Raw genomic sequence first — 17,005 nt, 5'->3', positions numbered from 1 at the left:
AAGTCTATCGAGATGCGCGTGGCGGATACTTGCGAATCAAAACGTGCATCGCTACGATGACGCACGTTCATAGCGTGTAATCGAAGTTAAGAGGCAGAATATGGCGCGAATTGAACTTGATGCGATCGATCGGAAGATTCTTGCAATTCTTCAAGTCGACGGACGGCTGTCGAATCAGGATATCGCGGATCAGGTGAGTTTGTCGCCGAGTCCTTGCCTGCGGCGTATCCGGCGATTGGAAGAGGCAGGCGTGATTCGCGGTTATGTTGCGTTGCTGGAGCCGCGCCTGCTTGGACTTGGGCTGCTTGCTTACGTGAATGTGCGGCTGGAGAAGCGCGGTGGAACGGTGGCGTCCGCAGGAATGAAAAATCCGCCGACGCACGCTGATCGATTCCGCGAAGCCTTGCTGACCTGGCCGGAGGTCGTTGCCTGCGACGCCATGACCGGCGATACAGACTATCTGTTGCGCGTCCAGGTCGAAGACATGGAGCACTTTTCACGTTTTGTGCAGGATCAATTGCTGCACCACCCATCGGTTATCGATGTGAAGAGCAGCTTTTCGCTCGAGCGCATCAAAGAAACGACGGCTTTGCCTATCCGATGATCCAGACGCAAAAAAGGCGGCTTTCGCCGCCTTTCGTGCTTTTGCGCATGCTTGCTGATTCGGCTGAAACTTAAGCCGCGTCGGCAGTAGGCATGAACGCCTGAAACATTTGCGATGCCCGGCGCGCCTGGCGCTTGATCGCGTAATCGAAGACCGCCGCCTGTTCCTGAAGCATCTCCGTGAGAATGCTGCTTTGGTCGGCGGGCGTCAGGGACAAATAGGCATCGGCTTCGCCGTACGCGTATTCGATCTTCATGCCCGACTTCTTCGCTATGTGCATCATGGTCGAGTTGCGTGACAAACAATGCATGTAGAGCATTGAAACATGCGTATTGCGGCTGCGAATGGCGGCGCGCTCGAACAAGCGGCTTCCCACACCACGGCCGCGCGCGCTTTCCAGAACGGACACGCCGAATTCGGCCGTGCGTTTGTTGCCTTCAGCCGGCAAATAGGCCAAATGGCCGACGCCAACCAGAGTCAACGCTTCGTCGAAAACGCCAAAAACTGTATCGCGTGAAAAATCGATATTCGTGACGTAGTTCTCGATCACCCGATCCGGCACGATCTGGCCGAAGCGCAAAAGGCGATCGTCTTCGTCCAGTGCGAGGAAATGCGTCATCAGGCGCTCGCGATCTGCAGAGGACAACTCACGCACGAGAACGGGCGAACGACCGGCAGCCTTAGGCGAGCGATCGGCTGATGCAAAGATCGATGCGGCGGGGCGGTTGAAAGATAAGTTCACGATGGTGGCTCCTTGAATCGTCGAGCGACGTGCTGCGTCGCAGAACGAATTCTAGCCGAACCATCGTTCGAGTACTAGGGAAAACCCGTAATTCAGCGTGGAACGTTGCCTCTAGTCATCAAATCATAAGAATCTTATTCGTTTCAATTCAACGACTTGGGACGAAATCTCAAAATTGGACGACTGTGCGAAAACCGACACACGACTTTTGGGGATCTTTCAAGCGTCGCCGTTCATGCCATGTTCGATCACGTTGACAACTTGTTCTGCAAATTCGCGATATCCCAGCTTGCCGTCCGGCTTCAGCCAGGTGAACGTCCAGTTGATCATGCCGAAAACCATCATCGTAAGAGCGGTCTGATTTTCTTTCGTCGCCCGCTTCGGATATGCGCGCGCGAGTTGCCGCGCGAACGCCGCCACGATTCCGCGCTGACGTTCAAGCACGATTTCGCGCTGTGTATCTTCGAGATATTTCACATCGTTGAGCAACGCGACGTGCCGGCTATGCGATGTCTCGTATTCCGCTAGAAACGCACGAATGAGCTCGGCGAACGCTTCGCGTTCGGTCAGCCCGCGCCGCTGGCTTGCGCCTTCCACCTCGGCAATGATCAACATCAGCCGTTTGGTGTAACGGTCGAGCAAGTCGAAGAGAATGGCTTCCTTGCTCGCGTAGTAGTGGTAAAGGCGCGCCTTGGAAGTGCCGCTGGCGGCGGCGAGATCGGCCATCGATGTGCTCGGGTAGCTCGTCTGCGCGAATTTGGCGGCGGCGAGTTCGAGTATCTGCTCGCGTTGTGTGTCGTGGTCGGGCGCTCTGGTGCGGGCCATTGAGTCTCGGAGAAGTGCTGGGTCGAACGGAATTCTAATGCTTGATCGAGGCTCGGCCGGCAGCTGCGGTTAATGCGCGGCGCGGCGGAGTTTTGCGTCGGCTATTTTCGCGAGATCGCCGCGGATTTCCAGCTTGCCGGCGGCGACCAGTTCGCGGCATCGCCAGAGCGCGATGGAATCGCTGACCAGAAAGCCGAAATTTTGCCCCATCACATGGCCTGCGAGCCGAGGCGACTTGATCCAGCCTTCAGTCGCTATTTGGAGGATGGTTTCATCGATATCGGAAAACGTGCCGGAGATAAACGTGTTGTCGCGCCAACGCCGTGTTTCGCTGTTGATCTGCTTCACTTCCTGCCATTCCAGCGCAAGCCTGCTGATGCGCAACACGGAGATGGGCGCGGCCGTCGGCAGTTTGGCGCCGAGTTCGGCCGCCGTGAACATGCCGACCGCCGTAATGGCGTCGCCGCGTCCACGACGACGCTCTTTGCCGTCATCGGAGGAAAGAAGCGGCAGGTCGTCGGCGGTGAGCTTCGCTTCGTTCAGGCGTTGCGGCACGTTGCGCAAAAAGTAGGCGACGCGACGCAGCATCAACTGATCGCCCGCGCTTTGCCCGTGCCACACCACGACCTGGCCCGTTCCCTGCGCGAGTTCACGCAACAGCGCGTCCTGTTCCTTGAGCTTCGAGATGAAATCGACTTTGTGCTCGTCGAGCACTTGTTGCCAGAAGAGGGCGCGCGTTTCCGGGTTATCGTCGATACCCCTCAGATGGCCGACCGCGAGATCGTCCTTCAAAGGAATGACGCGCTCGTCGCGTGAAACCGCATTCAGCGCTTCGCGGAGTATCTCGGCGGCGTAGTCGCCGTTGGTAACGTGAATGGTGCTCATCAGTAACGGTGACCGCAAACGTAAGAAGGCCGGCTGCTGCGTGATCGATTAGGCGACAACCACGCAACAGGCGACCCTTAGTGTAAGCGAATTGAATCAGTGCAATCCGCCAACCGCTTGCTCAACGTTCGTCATAGCTCACAACTACATTATCCGAGACCGGATGGCACTGGCATGTCAGCACGAAACCGGCATCGATTTCATGTTGTTCCAGCGTGAAGTTCTTCTCCATGCGTACTTCGCCTTCGAGCACTTTTGCGCGGCACGTGCAGCAAACGCCGCCTTTGCATGCGTAGGGTAACGCGAGGCCCGCCTTCAGCCCAACGTCCAGCACGCTGACGCCTTGATAGGGCAAGCGCAACTTGCGCTTCTTCCCGTCGATGATCAATTCAAGATTTGCCGCCGGGGTATCGTCCGTGATCTCTATTTGCGGCACGCCGGCTTGCGGCAACGGCGTTCCAAAGCGTTCCACGTGGACCTGCTTCGACGGCACGCCCGCGCTCTTCAACGCGGCTTCGGCGGCGTCCATCATGGGACCGGGACCGCAGATGAAGGCTTCATCGATTTCACTGGCAGGAACGAGCGCTTCCAGGAATGCGGCGCATTTTTCCTGGTTCAGCACGCCGTTGAACAGTTCGACATCCTGCAAATCGTCCGATAAAACGTGGTACAGCGAGAACCGGCTCATGAAGCGGTTCTTCAGGTCTTCCAGTTCCTCGGCGAACATGATGGCGTCGACGCTGCGGTTGCCGTAGATCAACGTGAAGCGGCTGGTCGGTTCGGTTTCCAGCGTCGTCTTGACGATGGCAAGCACCGGCGTAATGCCGGAACCGCCCGAAAACGCCACGTAATGCTTGACGTGATCCGCGTTCAAATGCGTGAAGAAGCGGCCATCGGGCGTCATGACTTCAATTTCATGGCCTGGCTTTAGCGTGTCGAAAGCAAAGTTCGAAAAGCGGCCGCCGCGCACGCGCTTGATGCCAATGCGCAACTCGCCGTCGCGATCGTAATCGGTCACGCCCACGCAAATGGAGTACGACCGCCGTGTTTCTTCTCCGTCTATATGCGTCTTCAAAGTAACAAACTGGCCCTGCGTGAAACGGAACGCATCGCGCAGGTTTTCGGGGACATCGAAGGAAACGGTCACAGCGTCCGACGTCTCGGGACGAACGTCGCGGATGCGCAGCGAATGGAATTGCGGAGTCGCCATGGTCGGTTTAGTACGGTTTGAAGTAGTCGAACGGTTCGCGGCAATCCATGCAGCGATACAGCGCCTTGCACGCCGTCGAGCCGAACTGCGCAAGACGTTCGGTGTGCAGAGAACCGCAGCGCGGGCAGGCGGGTTTATCGACAACGCGCGGCATGAAGCGCAGCGGCCGTTCTTGCGGCGCGTGTTCATTCGAGCCGCAATTGCCCAAAGGCGGAGCGATGCCGTATTGCTTGAGTTTTTCGCGCGCGGCGTCGGTCATCCAGTCGGTGGTCCACGCGGGCGCCAGAACGGTCTCGATCCGATGTTTCTTGAAGCCCGCACCGGTCAACGCGGCGCCGATGTCTTCCGCGATCTGATACATCGCCGGGCAACCGGAATACGTCGGCGTGATGACGATTTCCAGCGTGTCGTCGGCGGCGCGGCGGACGTCGCGAAGAATGCCCAGTTCGCGGATGGACACCACCGGGATTTCCGGGTCCGGCACGGTTTCGAGCACCTGCCAGACTTGATCCAGCGTGACGTCCTGTGAAGCAGTCATCGCGTTCACCACGTCGCGCCCGGATGTTGCCGCGCGATGCTCTGCAATTCCGCGAGCAGATAACCCATATGCTCGGAATGTTCGCCAAGTTTGCCTGTAGTCACGTGCTTCGCCTCGGCGGGCTTTTGCAGGGTGGCTTCGGCAAGCGTTGCGTCCACGTCTTCGCGCCACGCTGCTTCCAGATCGGCGGATAGCGGACCAATACCGGCATCCGCGATGCTCGTTTCCACGTCGTCCACGCTGAAAAACTCACGTGTGTACGGCATCAGATAATCCACCGCGGCTTGAGCTCGCCGATGCGATTCTTCGGTGCCATCGCCAAAACGCAGCAGCCAGTCGCTCGCGTGATTCAGGTGGTAGCGCGTTTCCTTGATCGACTTGGACGCAATCGCGGCAAGTTGCGCGTCGCTCGATTGCGTGAGCGACGTCCAGAGATGCGCCATCAGCGTCGAGTAAAGGAAGTTGCGCACGACCGTTACCGCGTAGTCACGATCCGAGCGTGCCGTGCCCGACAACGGACCAGCATGCGGCAATTCGGTCAGCGTGAAGTTGCGGAAGTCGCGCTCGTTGCGGAAATACGCGTAGTCGTCTTCGGTTTTTTTCGAACCGTGAAGCTCGGCTTCGAGCGCGGCCGCGTGCGAATAAAGCAGTCGCGCCTGGCCGATCAGATCGAGGCTGATGTTGGCGAGCGCGATATCTTCCTCGAGCACAGGACCGTGTCCGCACCACTCGCCGTTACGCTGGCCGAGGATCAGCGCGTTGTCGGCCAGGCGCAGCACGTAAGAAAGATGTTGTGGCGTCGTCATGAGCTAGACCCTTCGATCACATATGGTTGATTTCGTCGGGCAGCACGAAGAACGTCGGGTGACGATAAATCTTGTCGCCAGCGGGTTCGAAGAACTCGGCTTTGTCGGCGGGATCGGACGCTGTAATTGCCGCCGATGGCACCACCCAAATGCTCACGCCTTCCTGACGCCGCGTGTAGACGTCGCGCGCCATGCGCAGCGCCGCGGGCGCGTCGGGCGCATGCAGACTGCCGCAATGCTTGTGATCGAGGCCCTGTTTGCTGCGCACGAACACTTCCCAGATCGGCCATTCGTTGTTCATTTTTCGCTCCTTATGCAGCTTGCTTTTGGGCACGCGCAGCCTGTTTCGCGGAATAGGCAAGGGCCGCTTCGCGAACCCACTCGCCGTCTTCGTGCGCCTTGACGCGCGTGGCCAGCCGTTCCTTGTTGCACGGACCGTCGCCATTTACGACGCGCCAGAACTCGTCCCAATCGATCGCGCCGTAGTCGTGCGCCTGACGTTCTTCGTTCCATTTCAGATCGGGGTCGGGCAGCGTAACGCCGAGGATTTTTGCTTGCTCGACGGTGGCATCGACGAACTTCTGGCGCAGATCATCATTCGATATGCGCTTGATGCCCCACTTGAACGACTGCCCGCTATGGATGGAATCCTTGTCGCTAGGACCGAACATCATCAGCACCGGCCACCACCAACGATCGACCGCTTGCTGGACCATGTCTTTCTGCGCTTGCGTGCCTTTCATCATGGAGAGAAGCGCGTCGAAACCCTGCCGCTGATGGAACGACTCTTCCTTGCAAATGCGAATCATGGCGCGCGCGTATGGGCCGTATGTGCAACGGCATAGCGGAATTTGATTCATGATCGCGGCGCCATCGACCAGCCAGCCGATCACACCAACGTCCGCCCAGGTCGGCGTGGGGTAATTGAAGATGCTCGAATATTTGGCTTTTCCGGCATGCAAGGCATCGATGAGCTGATCGCGCGATACCCCCATGGTTTCCGCCGCGCTATATAAATAGAGGCCGTGGCCGCCTTCGTCCTGCACCTTGGCAAGCAGGATTGCCTTGCGCTTCAGGCTCGGCGCGCGCGAAATCCAGTTGCCTTCCGGCAGCATTCCGACAATTTCCGAATGTGCGTGCTGCGAAATCTGGCGAACCAGCGTCTTGCGATACGCGTCGGGCATCCAGTCCTGCGGTTCGATCTTGCCGTCGGCAGCCATTACGGCGTCGAAGCGGCTCAATTCAGGCGATGTAGACGCCGGATCGATTGACTGCACGTTGCCGGGGGTATCGAGGGATTGCGTGTACATGACGATCGCTCGCTGTATGAAGTCACTGTGCGGCAATTATAAACCGACCGGACGGTCGGTTTATAGATATTTTTTGGGATGGCGCGTGGCCGAAGCTGCGTTCCTTCGAATGCGACAATACGGGCTAATCCCTTTCTTTTTCGCTCTGCATGCCGTCATCCATCGAAACTCGTATTGCGCGCGTGGCCGTTATTGGCGGCGGCCCGGCTGGCCTGATGGCGGCCGAGGTTTTGGCGATGGGCGGCGTGAAAGTGGATCTGTATGACGCAATGCCCTCGGTTGGCCGCAAGTTTCTGATGGCAGGCAAAGGCGGCATGAATCTCACGCATTCCGAACCAGCCGAGGCGTTTTTATCCCGATATAGCGAACGTCGGGCGCAGATCGAGCCGTTGTTGACACGTTTCGATGCCACCGCCTTGCGCGCTTGGGTTCGCGATCTTGGCGTGGAAACGTTCATCGGCAGCTCGGGCCGCGTGTTTCCCACGGACATGAAAGCGGCGCCAATGCTGCGCGCGTGGTTGCATCGGCTACGCGAATCGGGCGTGCATTTCCATATGCGGCATAAATGGATCGGCTGGGAAAACGGCACGCTGCGATTTTCCGCGCCGGAAGGCGAGGTCAATGTTAAAGCCGATGTCGTCGTGCTCGCCCTTGGCGGCGCGAGTTGGCCACGTTTGGGATCGGACGCGGCGTGGATCGGATTTTTGGAGGCGTATGCGGAAATAACGCCGTTCAAGTCATCGAATTGCGGATTCGATATCGACTGGAGCGAGCACTTCAGCGGCCGCTTCGCCGGCGAGCCGCTGAAATCGGTGGCGATCGGTTTGCCGCGGGAAGACGGCGGCGTGGACTGGCGCGCGGGAGAGTGTTTGCTGACATCGACGGGCATCGAGGGCAGCCTGATCTACGCAGTGTCCGCGCGCATACGCGATCGTCTCGCCGATGGCCACGCCACCTTCCTGCTTGATCTCGCGCCAGGTTTGACGCCCGAGCGCGTCCACGATGAAGTCACGCATCCGCGCGGCGCGCGCTCCATGTCGAGTCATTTGCAGAGCCGCCTGAAGCTGACGGGCGCAAAAGCGGGTTTGCTGCGCGAATGCCTGAGCCGCGAAGATCTCGCCCATACCACCCGTCTCGCGCAACGCATCAAGGCTTTGCCGCTAACGGTGACGCGGCCGAGGCCCATCGCCGAAGCGATCAGCAGCGCTGGCGGTGTGAAATTCGAATCGCTGGATTCGCACTTGATGTTGACGGCATTGCCCGGCGTGTTCTGCGCCGGCGAAATGCTGGATTGGGAAGCGCCAACCGGTGGCTATTTGCTGACGGCATGTTTCGCGAGCGGAATGGTCGCCGGGGAAGGGGCGCTGGCTTTTCTGGATCAAAACTCGAATCAAAACCGCGCCCCGACGCTGTAATCAAGCCGGAACTAGGCGCCACAACGAAGTCACCTCAGCCGATCGCGCTTGATACAGCGGATCGGTTTTATCGGCGGCACGGGGGTGATGCGGACGAACGTCCATTCGGCCATCGGTCTTCAGCCCGGCTTTATCGACCCATTCCTGGAATTGCGCGCGCGTACGCAAACCCAGATGCTCCGCCAGATCCGACAAGATCAGCCAGCCTTCGCCGCCCGGCGTCAGATGCGCGGCGAGTCCGTCGAGGAAACCGCGCAACATCCGGCTTTCCGGGTCATAGATTGCGTGCTCGATCGCCGAACTCGGCCGTGCCGGCAACCAAGGCGGATTGCACACGATCAACGGCGCGCGGCCTTCCGGAAACAGATCGGCTTCGATCACCTTGACTTGCTGCGAAAACCCGAGCGTGTCGATGTTTTCGTGCGCGCACGCCAACGCACGCGGATCGATTTCCGTCGCGATTACGCGCTTCACGCCGCGCTGCGCCAGCAACGCGGCCAGAACGCCGGTGCCGGTGCCGATATCGAATGCAAGTTCCTTCGATGGCAACGGCTGATCCGCCACCAGCTTGACGTACTCGCCACGCACTGGCGAAAACACGCCGTAATAGGGATGAATCCGCGCGCCGAGCGCCTCCACGTCCACGCCCTTCTTGCGCCACTCGTGCGCGCCGACCAGCCCGAGCACTTCGCGCAAAGACACGACCGAATCTCCCGCCGCCGGGCCGTACGCTTCCTCGCACGCTTCCTTCACGACTGGCGCGCGACGCAACGTAATTGCGTACTCGGCGTCGAGCGGCAGCAAAAACATGCCGAGCGTACGGGCACGCTGCGACTGAGCAAGCCGATACAAATTGAACGCCTCGGCAGGCGCGGCCGGTTCAACCGGCGCGTCCGGCGTTGCGCTGCGCTGCTTCGCTTTCGCCTTCGCGGACTTTTTGGGGCGTGTTTCGATGCGCCGTGCCACGGCCTGCAACAATTGCCGCGCGTTCTGGAAATCGCCGCGCCACAGAATCGCGGTTCCTTCGCTAGCCAGGCGGTAAGCTGAATCGGCTGTCATCTGGTCATCGCCGATAACCACGCGTTTGGGCGGCGCGATTCCGCTTTCCGAGCGCCAGAGCGCCGAATGGCTCTCGCCTTGTTCCTCCCATTCAATGAGGGCGGATGCAGCGTTGGTGCTGGAAGAGGTCTTGGAATGCATGCTGAATAAGTACCGGACAAAGTGAGAACCGCGAGGCGGAATGCCGACATTCTGAGGGCTTTTCGCAAAACGGTCCGACTTTCCGTCCATATGGAAGGCTTGCGACGGCGCTATGTCCACTGTAATCGCGCGGTCTGCTGCCGGTCTGCTGCCGGTTTGTCGCATAAGGCACAATCGGCTTTTCCCCAAAAAATTCCCGCTCCCCGATGAACCTTCGCGTCCTCTCCGCCGTTGCCGCCGCGACACTTTCCGCCCTCCTGCTTTCGTCCGCCCCAGCCTCCGCAGACGAAGCGCCGTCGGGACATTGGGTCAGCGCATGGAGCACGGCGCTCCAGCAGATTCCGCAGCGCGCCGAGTTGCCCGCGCTGTATCGCGCGCCTGAAATTGGCGGACGAACGGTCAGGCAGATCGTTTATCCGGCTATCGATGGAAAACAGCTTCGCCTGCGGTTCAGCAACGTGTACGGCACGGAGCCGCTGGTTATCGATGGCGCGCAGGTTGCGCGCGCCGTTTCGGGCAACGCGGCAGGCACGCGGGCCGGAACGAGTCGACCAGTGACATTTGGCGGTAAATCGAGCGTCACCATCGCGCCGGGTGGCCAGATCGACAGCGATCCTGTCGCATTCAACGTCGCCGCTTACCAGCCGCTGGCCGTAAGCACCTATATGGCAGCCGGTCAGAAATTGGCCGCCTGGCATCGCGTGGCGAGCCAGGTCAATTACATCTCGACGCCCGGCAACCATTCCGCCGATCCCGACGCTTCCGCCTTCCGCACGCGCTTCACGCAATTCGTGTGGCTGACGAGCGTCGCCGTCGATACCCCCGCGCAGACGCTGGTCGCCATCGGCGACTCGATCACCGACGGAATGCGCTCGACGCCGAACGCCAATCGCCGATGGACCGACGCACTCGCCCGCAGGTTGACGCAAAACGGGATGGAAGGGACGTCGGTCGTGAACGCGGGAATCAGCGGCAATCGCTTGCTGAGCCCGTCGCCTTGCTACGGCGACGCGGTTCTCAGCCGCTTCGATCGCGATGCATTACGACAGCCGGGCGTTCGCTCGGTGATCGTGCTTATCGGCATCAACGACATCAATTTCCCTTCGATGCCCGCGCGCGCCGGCCTCGATTGCGACGATCCCCACACGCCGGTTACCGCCGACTCGCTGCTTCGCGGATACCAGCGGCTGATCGCCCAGGCTCACCAGCGCGGCGTCAAGATATACGGCGCAACGCTCACGCCCGCCGCGTTGCCGCCCGACCGCGAGGCGATCCGCACCGCCGTCAACAATTCCATCCGTTCGAGTCATGCATTCGACGGCGTCGTCGACTTCGATCGCGCGCTGCGAGACCCCGATCATCCGGACAAACTGCAACGCCGTTACGACAGCGGTGACCACATTCACCCAAGCGATGCAGGTTACGCAGCGATGTCGGAGGCGGTTCCTATCGACGAAATGGGACTGACTCGACATTCCATCGGGACGAAATAAAGGATTTGCCGAAATAGTTTCAAGATGCCCTTGCCACGAGCCAAGCCATGGCCTATTATTCGGCTCCTCGTTTCGCAACGAGGACCGCCAACGAAACGGGCGGGCTCCAAAGTCGGTAAGTTTGAAAGCAATCGCTCAAAAACTTGTTGACAAGGAGAAAAAGATTCTACATAATCTCGTTTCTGTGCTGCAAACGCAGCGACGCGAARGCGGTRGTGTTCYGAGGGTTGGGATGCTGCGGTTTTTCGCGAATGTTCTTTAAAAACTAACAGCCGATAAGTGTGGGCGCTTGGTGTTTTGCTTTTGAGCGTGGTGGTGTCGGTGTCTTTCGAGGTTACTTGGAAGGTTGCTGCCGTGAAGYGAAAGTATCAAGTCTCACACTAGTATTAAGGTAGGTTTTGAGCGTCTTTTCAGAGATGGAAAGATGGGAGGAACTTGTCAGTACGTTGAGTGAGCGACCTATTCGCAAGAATAGAAAACAGTAACAGGCATTGAACTGAAGAGTTTGATCCTGGCTCAGATTGAACGCTGGCGGCATGCCTTACACATGCAAGTCGAACGGCAGCACGGGGGCAACCCTGGTGGCGAGTGGCGAACGGGTGAGTAATACATCGGAACGTGTCCTGTAGTGGGGGATAGCCCGGCGAAAGCCGGATTAATACCGCATACGATCTACGGAAGAAAGCGGGGGATCCTTCGGGACCTCGCGCTATAGGGGCGGCCGATGGCAGATTAGCTAGTTGGTGGGGTAAAGGCCTACCAAGGCGACGATCTGTAGCTGGTCTGAGAGGACGACCAGCCACACTGGGACTGAGACACGGCCCAGACTCCTACGGGAGGCAGCAGTGGGGAATTTTGGACAATGGGGGAAACCCTGATCCAGCAATGCCGCGTGTGTGAAGAAGGCCTTCGGGTTGTAAAGCACTTTTGTCCGGAAAGAAAACTTCTGCCCTAATACGGTGGGAGGATGACGGTACCGGAAGAATAAGCACCGGCTAACTACGTGCCAGCAGCCGCGGTAATACGTAGGGTGCGAGCGTTAATCGGAATTACTGGGCGTAAAGCGTGCGCAGGCGGTTCGTTAAGACAGATGTGAAATCCCCGGGCTTAACCTGGGAACTGCATTTGTGACTGGCGAGCTAGAGTATGGCAGAGGGGGGTAGAATTCCACGTGTAGCAGTGAAATGCGTAGAGATGTGGAGGAATACCGATGGCGAAGGCAGCCCCCTGGGCCAATACTGACGCTCATGCACGAAAGCGTGGGGAGCAAACAGGATTAGATACCCTGGTAGTCCACGCCCTAAACGATGTCAACTAGTTGTTGGGGATTCATTTCCTTAGTAACGTAGCTAACGCGTGAAGTTGACCGCCTGGGGAGTACGGTCGCAAGATTAAAACTCAAAGGAATTGACGGGGACCCGCACAAGCGGTGGATGATGTGGATTAATTCGATGCAACGCGAAAAACCTTACCTACCCTTGACATGGTCGGAACCTGGCTGAAAGGCTGGGGTGCTCGAAAGAGAACCGATACACAGGTGCTGCATGGCTGTCGTCAGCTCGTGTCGTGAGATGTTGGGTTAAGTCCCGCAACGAGCGCAACCCTTGTCCTTAGTTGCTACGCAAGAGCACTCTAAGGAGACTGCCGGTGACAAACCGGAGGAAGGTGGGGATGACGTCAAGTCCTCATGGCCCTTATGGGTAGGGCTTCACACGTCATACAATGGTCGGAACAGAGGGCTGCCAACCCGTGAGGGGGAGCTAATCCCAGAAAACCGATCGTAGTCCGGATCGTAGTCTGCAACTCGACTACGTGAAGCTGGAATCGCTAGTAATCGCGGATCAGCATGCCGCGGTGAATACGTTCCCGGGTCTTGTACACACCGCCCGTCACACCATGGGAGTGGGTTTTACCAGAAGTGGCTAGTCTAACCGCAAGGAGGACGGTCACCACGGTAGGATTCATGACTGGGGTGAAGTCGTAACAAGGTAGCCGTATCGGAAGGTGCGGCTGGATCACCTCCTTTCTCGAGCTCAAACGTTTTAAAGTGAAGCGCTCAAGCGCTCACGCTTATCGGCTGTAAGAAGACAGGCTAAGGGTCTGTAGCTCAGTTGGTTAGAGCACCGTCTTGATAAGGCGGGGGTCGTTGGTTCGAATCCAACCAGACCCACCATTTACTCTTTGCGCGTTTGAAGTGACGTGCGCAGATAAATGCAGACCCTCAGGCATCAAGGTATCTGGGGGATTAGCTCAGCTGGGAGAGCACCTGCTTTGCAAGCAGGGGGTCGTCGGTTCGATCCCGTCATCCTCCACCAATCATCAATGCCAAACACGTTTGATCTGAGCAAGATCAATGCGAAGCGTGGTTTGCATTGGCGATTGAGCCAGTCAGTAAGCGATTTTAAGCATAGCGCTTAAAGTCGTGCTGTCGTTCTTTAACAATCTGGAAGAAGTAGTAAAGAGATTCACGAAAGCATACTTAGAGATGGGTGTGTGAGTAGGTGAATCAAGGGTTGTGATTGTATCAATGTATGAAAAGTTATCGAAAGATGGCTTGGAATACGGCGCAACACGAATACTCAACCTATAGCGGTGTGAAAGAGGTGTTCGATTTAACGGACTTCGGTCGGTTGGGTTGGAACTCTCGGAGACACACTCGTTATAGGGTCAAGCGAACAAGTGCATGTGGTGGATGCCTTGGCGATCACAGGCGATGAAGGACGCGGTAGCCTGCGAAAAGCGACGGGGAGCTGGCAAACGAGCTTTGATCCGTCGATGTCCGAATGGGGAAACCCACTCCGAATGGAGTATCCATGACTGAATACATAGGTCATGAGAAGCGAACGCGGTGAACTGAAACATCTAAGTAACCGCAGGAAAAGAAATCAACCGAGATTCCCAAAGTAGTGGCGAGCGAAATGGGATCAGCCTGTACTCTTTAGCACGACCGTTAGCCGAACACTCTGGAAAGTGTGGCCATAGCAGGTGATAGCCCTGTAGGCGAAAGCGGATGTGTGGAACTAGGTGTACGACAAGTAGGGCGGGACACGTGAAATCCTGTCTGAAGATGGGGGGACCATCCTCCAAGGCTAAATACTCGTGATCGACCGATAGTGAACCAGTACCGTGAGGGAAAGGCGAAAAGAACCCCGGGAGGGGAGTGAAATAGATCCTGAAACCGCATGCATACAAACAGTCGGAGCCTCGTAAGGGGTGACGGCGTACCTTTTGTATAATGGGTCAGCGACTTACGTTCAGTAGCAAGCTTAACTGATTAAGGCAGGCGTAGCGAAAGCGAGTCCGAATAGGGCGTTCAGTTGCTGGGCGTAGACCCGAAACCAAGTGATCTATCCATGGCCAGGTTGAAGGTGCGGTAACACGTACTGGAGGACCGAACCCACTAATGTTGAAAAATTAGGGGATGAGCTGTGGATAGGGGTGAAAGGCTAAACAAACTTGGAAATAGCTGGTTCTCTCCGAAAACTATTTAGGTAGTGCCTCGTGTATCACCTTCGGGGGTAGAGCACTGTCATGGTTGTGGGGTCCATTGCGGATTACTACGCCATAGCAAACTCCGAATACCGAAGAGTGCAATCACGGGAGACAGACATCGGGTGCTAACGTCCGGTGTCAAGAGGGAAACAACCCAGACCGCCAGCTAAGGTCCCCAAATATTGCTAAGTGGGAAACGAAGTGGGAAGGCTAAAACAGTCAGGAGGTTGGCTTAGAAGCAGCCACCCTTTAAAGAAAGCGTAATAGCTCACTGATCGAGTCGTCCTGCGCGGAAGATGTAACGGGGCTAAGCAATATACCGAAGCTGCGGATGCGAGATTTATCTCGCATGGTAGGAGAGCGTTCCGTAAGCCTGTGAAGGTGCATTGAAAAGTGTGCTGGAGGTATCGGAAGTGCGAATGCTGACATGAGTAGCGATAAAGGGGGTGAAAAGCCCCCTCGCCGTAAGCCCAAGGTTTCCTACGCAACGTTCATCGGCGTAGGGTGAGTCGGCCCCTAAGGCGAGGCAGAAATGCGTAGCTGATGGGAAGCAGGTTAATATTCCTGCACCATTGTTAAATGCGATGGGGGGACGGATCGCGGAAGGTTGTCCGGGTGTTGGAAGTCCCGGTCCTTGCATTGGAGAAGGCGCTTAGGCAAATCCGGGCGCGTAATTCAAGGGTGTGAGGCCATTCGCTTAGGCGAAGAAGCAATCGGAAGTGGTTCCAAGAAAAGCCTCTAAGCTTCAGTTTAACAAGACCGTACCGCAAACCGACACAGGTGGGCGAGATGAGTATTCTAAGGCGCTTGAGAGAACTCGGGAGAAGGAACTCGGCAAATTGGTACCGTAACTTCGGGATAAGGTACGCCCCTGTAGCTTGATGCGCCTGCGCGCAAAGGGTGAAGGGGTTGCAATAAACTGGTGGCTGCGACTGTTTAATAAAAACACAGCACTCTGCAAACACGAAAGTGGACGTATAGGGTGTGACGCCTGCCCGGTGCCGGAAGATTAAATGATGGGGTGCAAGCTCTTGATTGAAGTCCCGGTAAACGGCGGCCGTAACTATAACGGTCCTAAGGTAGCGAAATTCCTTGTCGGGTAAGTTCCGACCTGCACGAATGGCGTAACGATGGCCACACTGTCTCCTCCCGAGACTCAGCGAAGTTGAAGTGTTTGTGATGATGCAATCTCCCCGCGGCTAGACGGAAAGACCCCATGAACCTTTACTGTAGCTTTGCATTGGACTTTGAACCGATCTGTGTAGGATAGGTGGGAGGCTATGAAACGGGAACGCTAGTTTCCGTGGAGCCGTCCTTGAAATACCACCCTGGTTTGTTTGAGGTTCTAACCTTGGCCCGTGATCCGGGTCGGGGACAGTGCATGGTAGGCAGTTTGACTGGGGCGGTCTCCTCCCAAAGTGTAACGGAGGAGTACGAAGGTACGCTAGGTACGGTCGGAAATCGTGCTGATAGTGCAATGGCATAAGCGTGCTTAACTGCGAGACCGACAAGTCGAGCAGGTGCGAAAGCAGGTCATAGTGATCCGGTGGTTCTGTATGGAAGGGCCATCGCTCAACGGATAAAAGGTACTCTGGGGATAACAGGCTGATACCGCCCAAGAGTTCATATCGACGGCGGTGTTTGGCACCTCGATGTCGGCTCATCTCATCCTGGGGCTGTAGCCGGTCCCAAGGGTATGGCTGTTCGCCATTTAAAGAGGTACGTGAGCTGGGTTTAAAACGTCGTGAGACAGTTTGGTCCCTATCTGCCGTGGGCGTTGGATATTTGAAGGGGGCTGCTCCTAGTACGAGAGGACCGGAGTGGACGAACCTCTGGTGTACCGGTTGTCACGCCAGTGGCATCGCCGGGTAGCTATGTTCGGAAGAGATAACCGCTGAAAGCATCTAAGCGGGAAACTCGCCTTGAGATGAGATATCCCCGGAGCTTTAAGCTCCTTGAAGGGTCGTTCTAGACCAGGACGTTGATAGGTCAGGTGTGGAAGTGCAGTAATGCATTAAGCTAACTGATACTAATTGCCCGTAAGGCTTGATCCTATAACCAGTGTGTTTCATATGAGCGAAACGCTCACACACGCCAAGGTTGAGATCAGTGTTGTGCCCAGTAACATTCACAACCCAAAGCAGCACCAGTAATAACGAGAGACTTTCTCGACTACTTCTTCCCCAGATTGGTTGCGGTGGCCTTAACCCCCACCCCAACACCCCCTTATGCCTGATGACCATAGCGAGTTGGTACCACCCCTTCCCATCCCGAACAGGACCGTGAAACGACTCCACGCCAATGATAGTGCGGATACCCGTGTGAAAGTAGGTAATCGTCAGGCTCCCCCATTCCTCTGCATTCCATCGCAGTCGCTCAAAACCCCACCCGAAAAGTGGGGTTTTTTGCGTTTACGGNCGCCGATGTCTATCGGGCATACATTGCGTGCTTCGACTCCACGCCAATGATAGTGCGGATACCCGTG

The 17,005-nt window shown here is 57.1% G+C and carries 12 protein-coding genes, 2 tRNA genes and 3 rRNA genes; 8 read left to right on the top strand and 9 right to left on the bottom strand.

Annotated features, from left to right (window positions below):
• Positions 1 to 100: 100 nt before the first annotated feature.
• The gene (locus ASG35_RS25940) at positions 101 to 604 is read left to right on the top strand and encodes an Lrp/AsnC family transcriptional regulator (protein WP_056364371.1); all 504 of its coding nucleotides are present in this window, start codon (positions 101 to 103) and stop codon (positions 602 to 604) included.
• A gap of 70 nt (positions 605 to 674) precedes the next feature.
• Here the strand turns inward: ASG35_RS25940 and ASG35_RS25935 are convergent, their stop codons facing one another.
• The 8 genes from ASG35_RS25935 to paaA all read right to left on the bottom strand — a co-directional run bounded on the left by ASG35_RS25935 (position 675) and on the right by paaA (position 6,920).
• Positions 675 to 1,346 (bottom strand): GNAT family N-acetyltransferase, encoded by a 672-nt coding sequence (locus ASG35_RS25935; protein ID WP_200945784.1) that lies wholly within the window; start codon positions 1,344 to 1,346, stop codon positions 675 to 677.
• A 219-nt stretch (positions 1,347 to 1,565) separates the two neighbouring features.
• Complete coding sequence (locus ASG35_RS25930; RefSeq protein WP_056364370.1) at positions 1,566 to 2,171, bottom strand: TetR/AcrR family transcriptional regulator; 606 nt, start codon at positions 2,169 to 2,171, stop codon at positions 1,566 to 1,568.
• A gap of 69 nt (positions 2,172 to 2,240) precedes the next feature.
• Entirely contained in the window at positions 2,241 to 3,056 is an 816-nt protein-coding gene (locus ASG35_RS25925; protein ID WP_056364368.1) for a DUF1835 domain-containing protein, read from the bottom strand.
• Positions 3,057 to 3,177: 121 nt separating this feature from the next.
• Positions 3,178 to 4,266 carry a 1,2-phenylacetyl-CoA epoxidase subunit PaaE gene (gene paaE / locus ASG35_RS25920; protein ID WP_056364366.1) on the bottom strand — a complete coding sequence of 363 codons (1,089 nt, stop codon included), beginning with the start codon at positions 4,264 to 4,266 and terminating at the stop codon, positions 3,178 to 3,180.
• A 7-nt stretch (positions 4,267 to 4,273) separates the two neighbouring features.
• Entirely contained in the window at positions 4,274 to 4,804 is a 531-nt protein-coding gene (gene paaD / locus ASG35_RS25915; protein WP_056364671.1) for a 1,2-phenylacetyl-CoA epoxidase subunit PaaD, read from the bottom strand.
• Between the two features lie 5 nt (positions 4,805 to 4,809).
• Complete coding sequence (gene paaC, locus ASG35_RS25910; RefSeq protein ID WP_056364364.1) at positions 4,810 to 5,610, bottom strand: 1,2-phenylacetyl-CoA epoxidase subunit PaaC; 801 nt, start codon at positions 5,608 to 5,610, stop codon at positions 4,810 to 4,812.
• 16 nt (positions 5,611 to 5,626) lie between these two features.
• Positions 5,627 to 5,911, bottom strand: coding sequence for a 1,2-phenylacetyl-CoA epoxidase subunit PaaB (gene paaB, locus ASG35_RS25905; RefSeq protein WP_056364669.1), 285 nt, complete (start codon positions 5,909 to 5,911; stop codon positions 5,627 to 5,629).
• Positions 5,912 to 5,921: 10 nt separating this feature from the next.
• Positions 5,922 to 6,920, bottom strand: coding sequence for a 1,2-phenylacetyl-CoA epoxidase subunit PaaA (gene paaA / locus ASG35_RS25900; protein ID WP_056364362.1), 999 nt, complete (start codon positions 6,918 to 6,920; stop codon positions 5,922 to 5,924).
• 149 nt (positions 6,921 to 7,069) lie between these two features.
• Here paaA and ASG35_RS25895 point away from each other — a divergent pair, with 149 nt between their 5' ends.
• Positions 7,070 to 8,335, top strand: a complete 1,266-nt coding sequence (locus ASG35_RS25895) for a TIGR03862 family flavoprotein (RefSeq protein WP_056364359.1) — start codon at positions 7,070 to 7,072, stop codon at positions 8,333 to 8,335.
• On the opposite strand, the gene ASG35_RS25890 is transcribed toward ASG35_RS25895, so the two are convergent.
• Complete coding sequence (locus ASG35_RS25890; RefSeq protein WP_056364667.1) at positions 8,336 to 9,535, bottom strand: methyltransferase; 1,200 nt, start codon at positions 9,533 to 9,535, stop codon at positions 8,336 to 8,338.
• Between the two features lie 206 nt (positions 9,536 to 9,741).
• Here ASG35_RS25890 and ASG35_RS25885 point away from each other — a divergent pair, with 206 nt between their 5' ends.
• From ASG35_RS25885 to rrf, 6 genes are all read left to right on the top strand, one after another.
• Positions 9,742 to 11,028 (top strand): SGNH/GDSL hydrolase family protein, encoded by a 1,287-nt coding sequence (locus tag ASG35_RS25885; protein WP_056364358.1) that lies wholly within the window; start codon positions 9,742 to 9,744, stop codon positions 11,026 to 11,028.
• Positions 11,029 to 11,521: 493 nt separating this feature from the next.
• Positions 11,522 to 13,054 (top strand): 16S ribosomal RNA (locus ASG35_RS25880).
• Between the two features lie 70 nt (positions 13,055 to 13,124).
• Positions 13,125 to 13,201, top strand: a tRNA-Ile gene (locus tag ASG35_RS25875).
• A 66-nt stretch (positions 13,202 to 13,267) separates the two neighbouring features.
• A tRNA-Ala gene (locus ASG35_RS25870) sits at positions 13,268 to 13,343 on the top strand.
• Between the two features lie 350 nt (positions 13,344 to 13,693).
• Positions 13,694 to 16,574: ribosomal RNA gene (locus ASG35_RS25865) — 23S ribosomal RNA — on the top strand.
• Positions 16,575 to 16,751: 177 nt separating this feature from the next.
• A 5S ribosomal RNA gene (gene rrf / locus ASG35_RS25860) occupies positions 16,752 to 16,864 on the top strand.
• Together the 16S, 23S and 5S rRNA genes with 2 tRNA genes alongside form the textbook arrangement of a ribosomal RNA operon.
• Positions 16,865 to 17,005 lie beyond the last annotated feature (141 nt).

Origin of the sequence: Burkholderia sp. Leaf177 (genome assembly GCF_001424345.1) — a bacterium.
In the GTDB taxonomy this organism is placed as follows: Bacteria; Pseudomonadota; Gammaproteobacteria; order Burkholderiales; family Burkholderiaceae; genus Caballeronia.
Note: the sequence above shows the minus strand (reverse complement) of the source record. Positions and strands in the feature narration are given on the sequence as shown.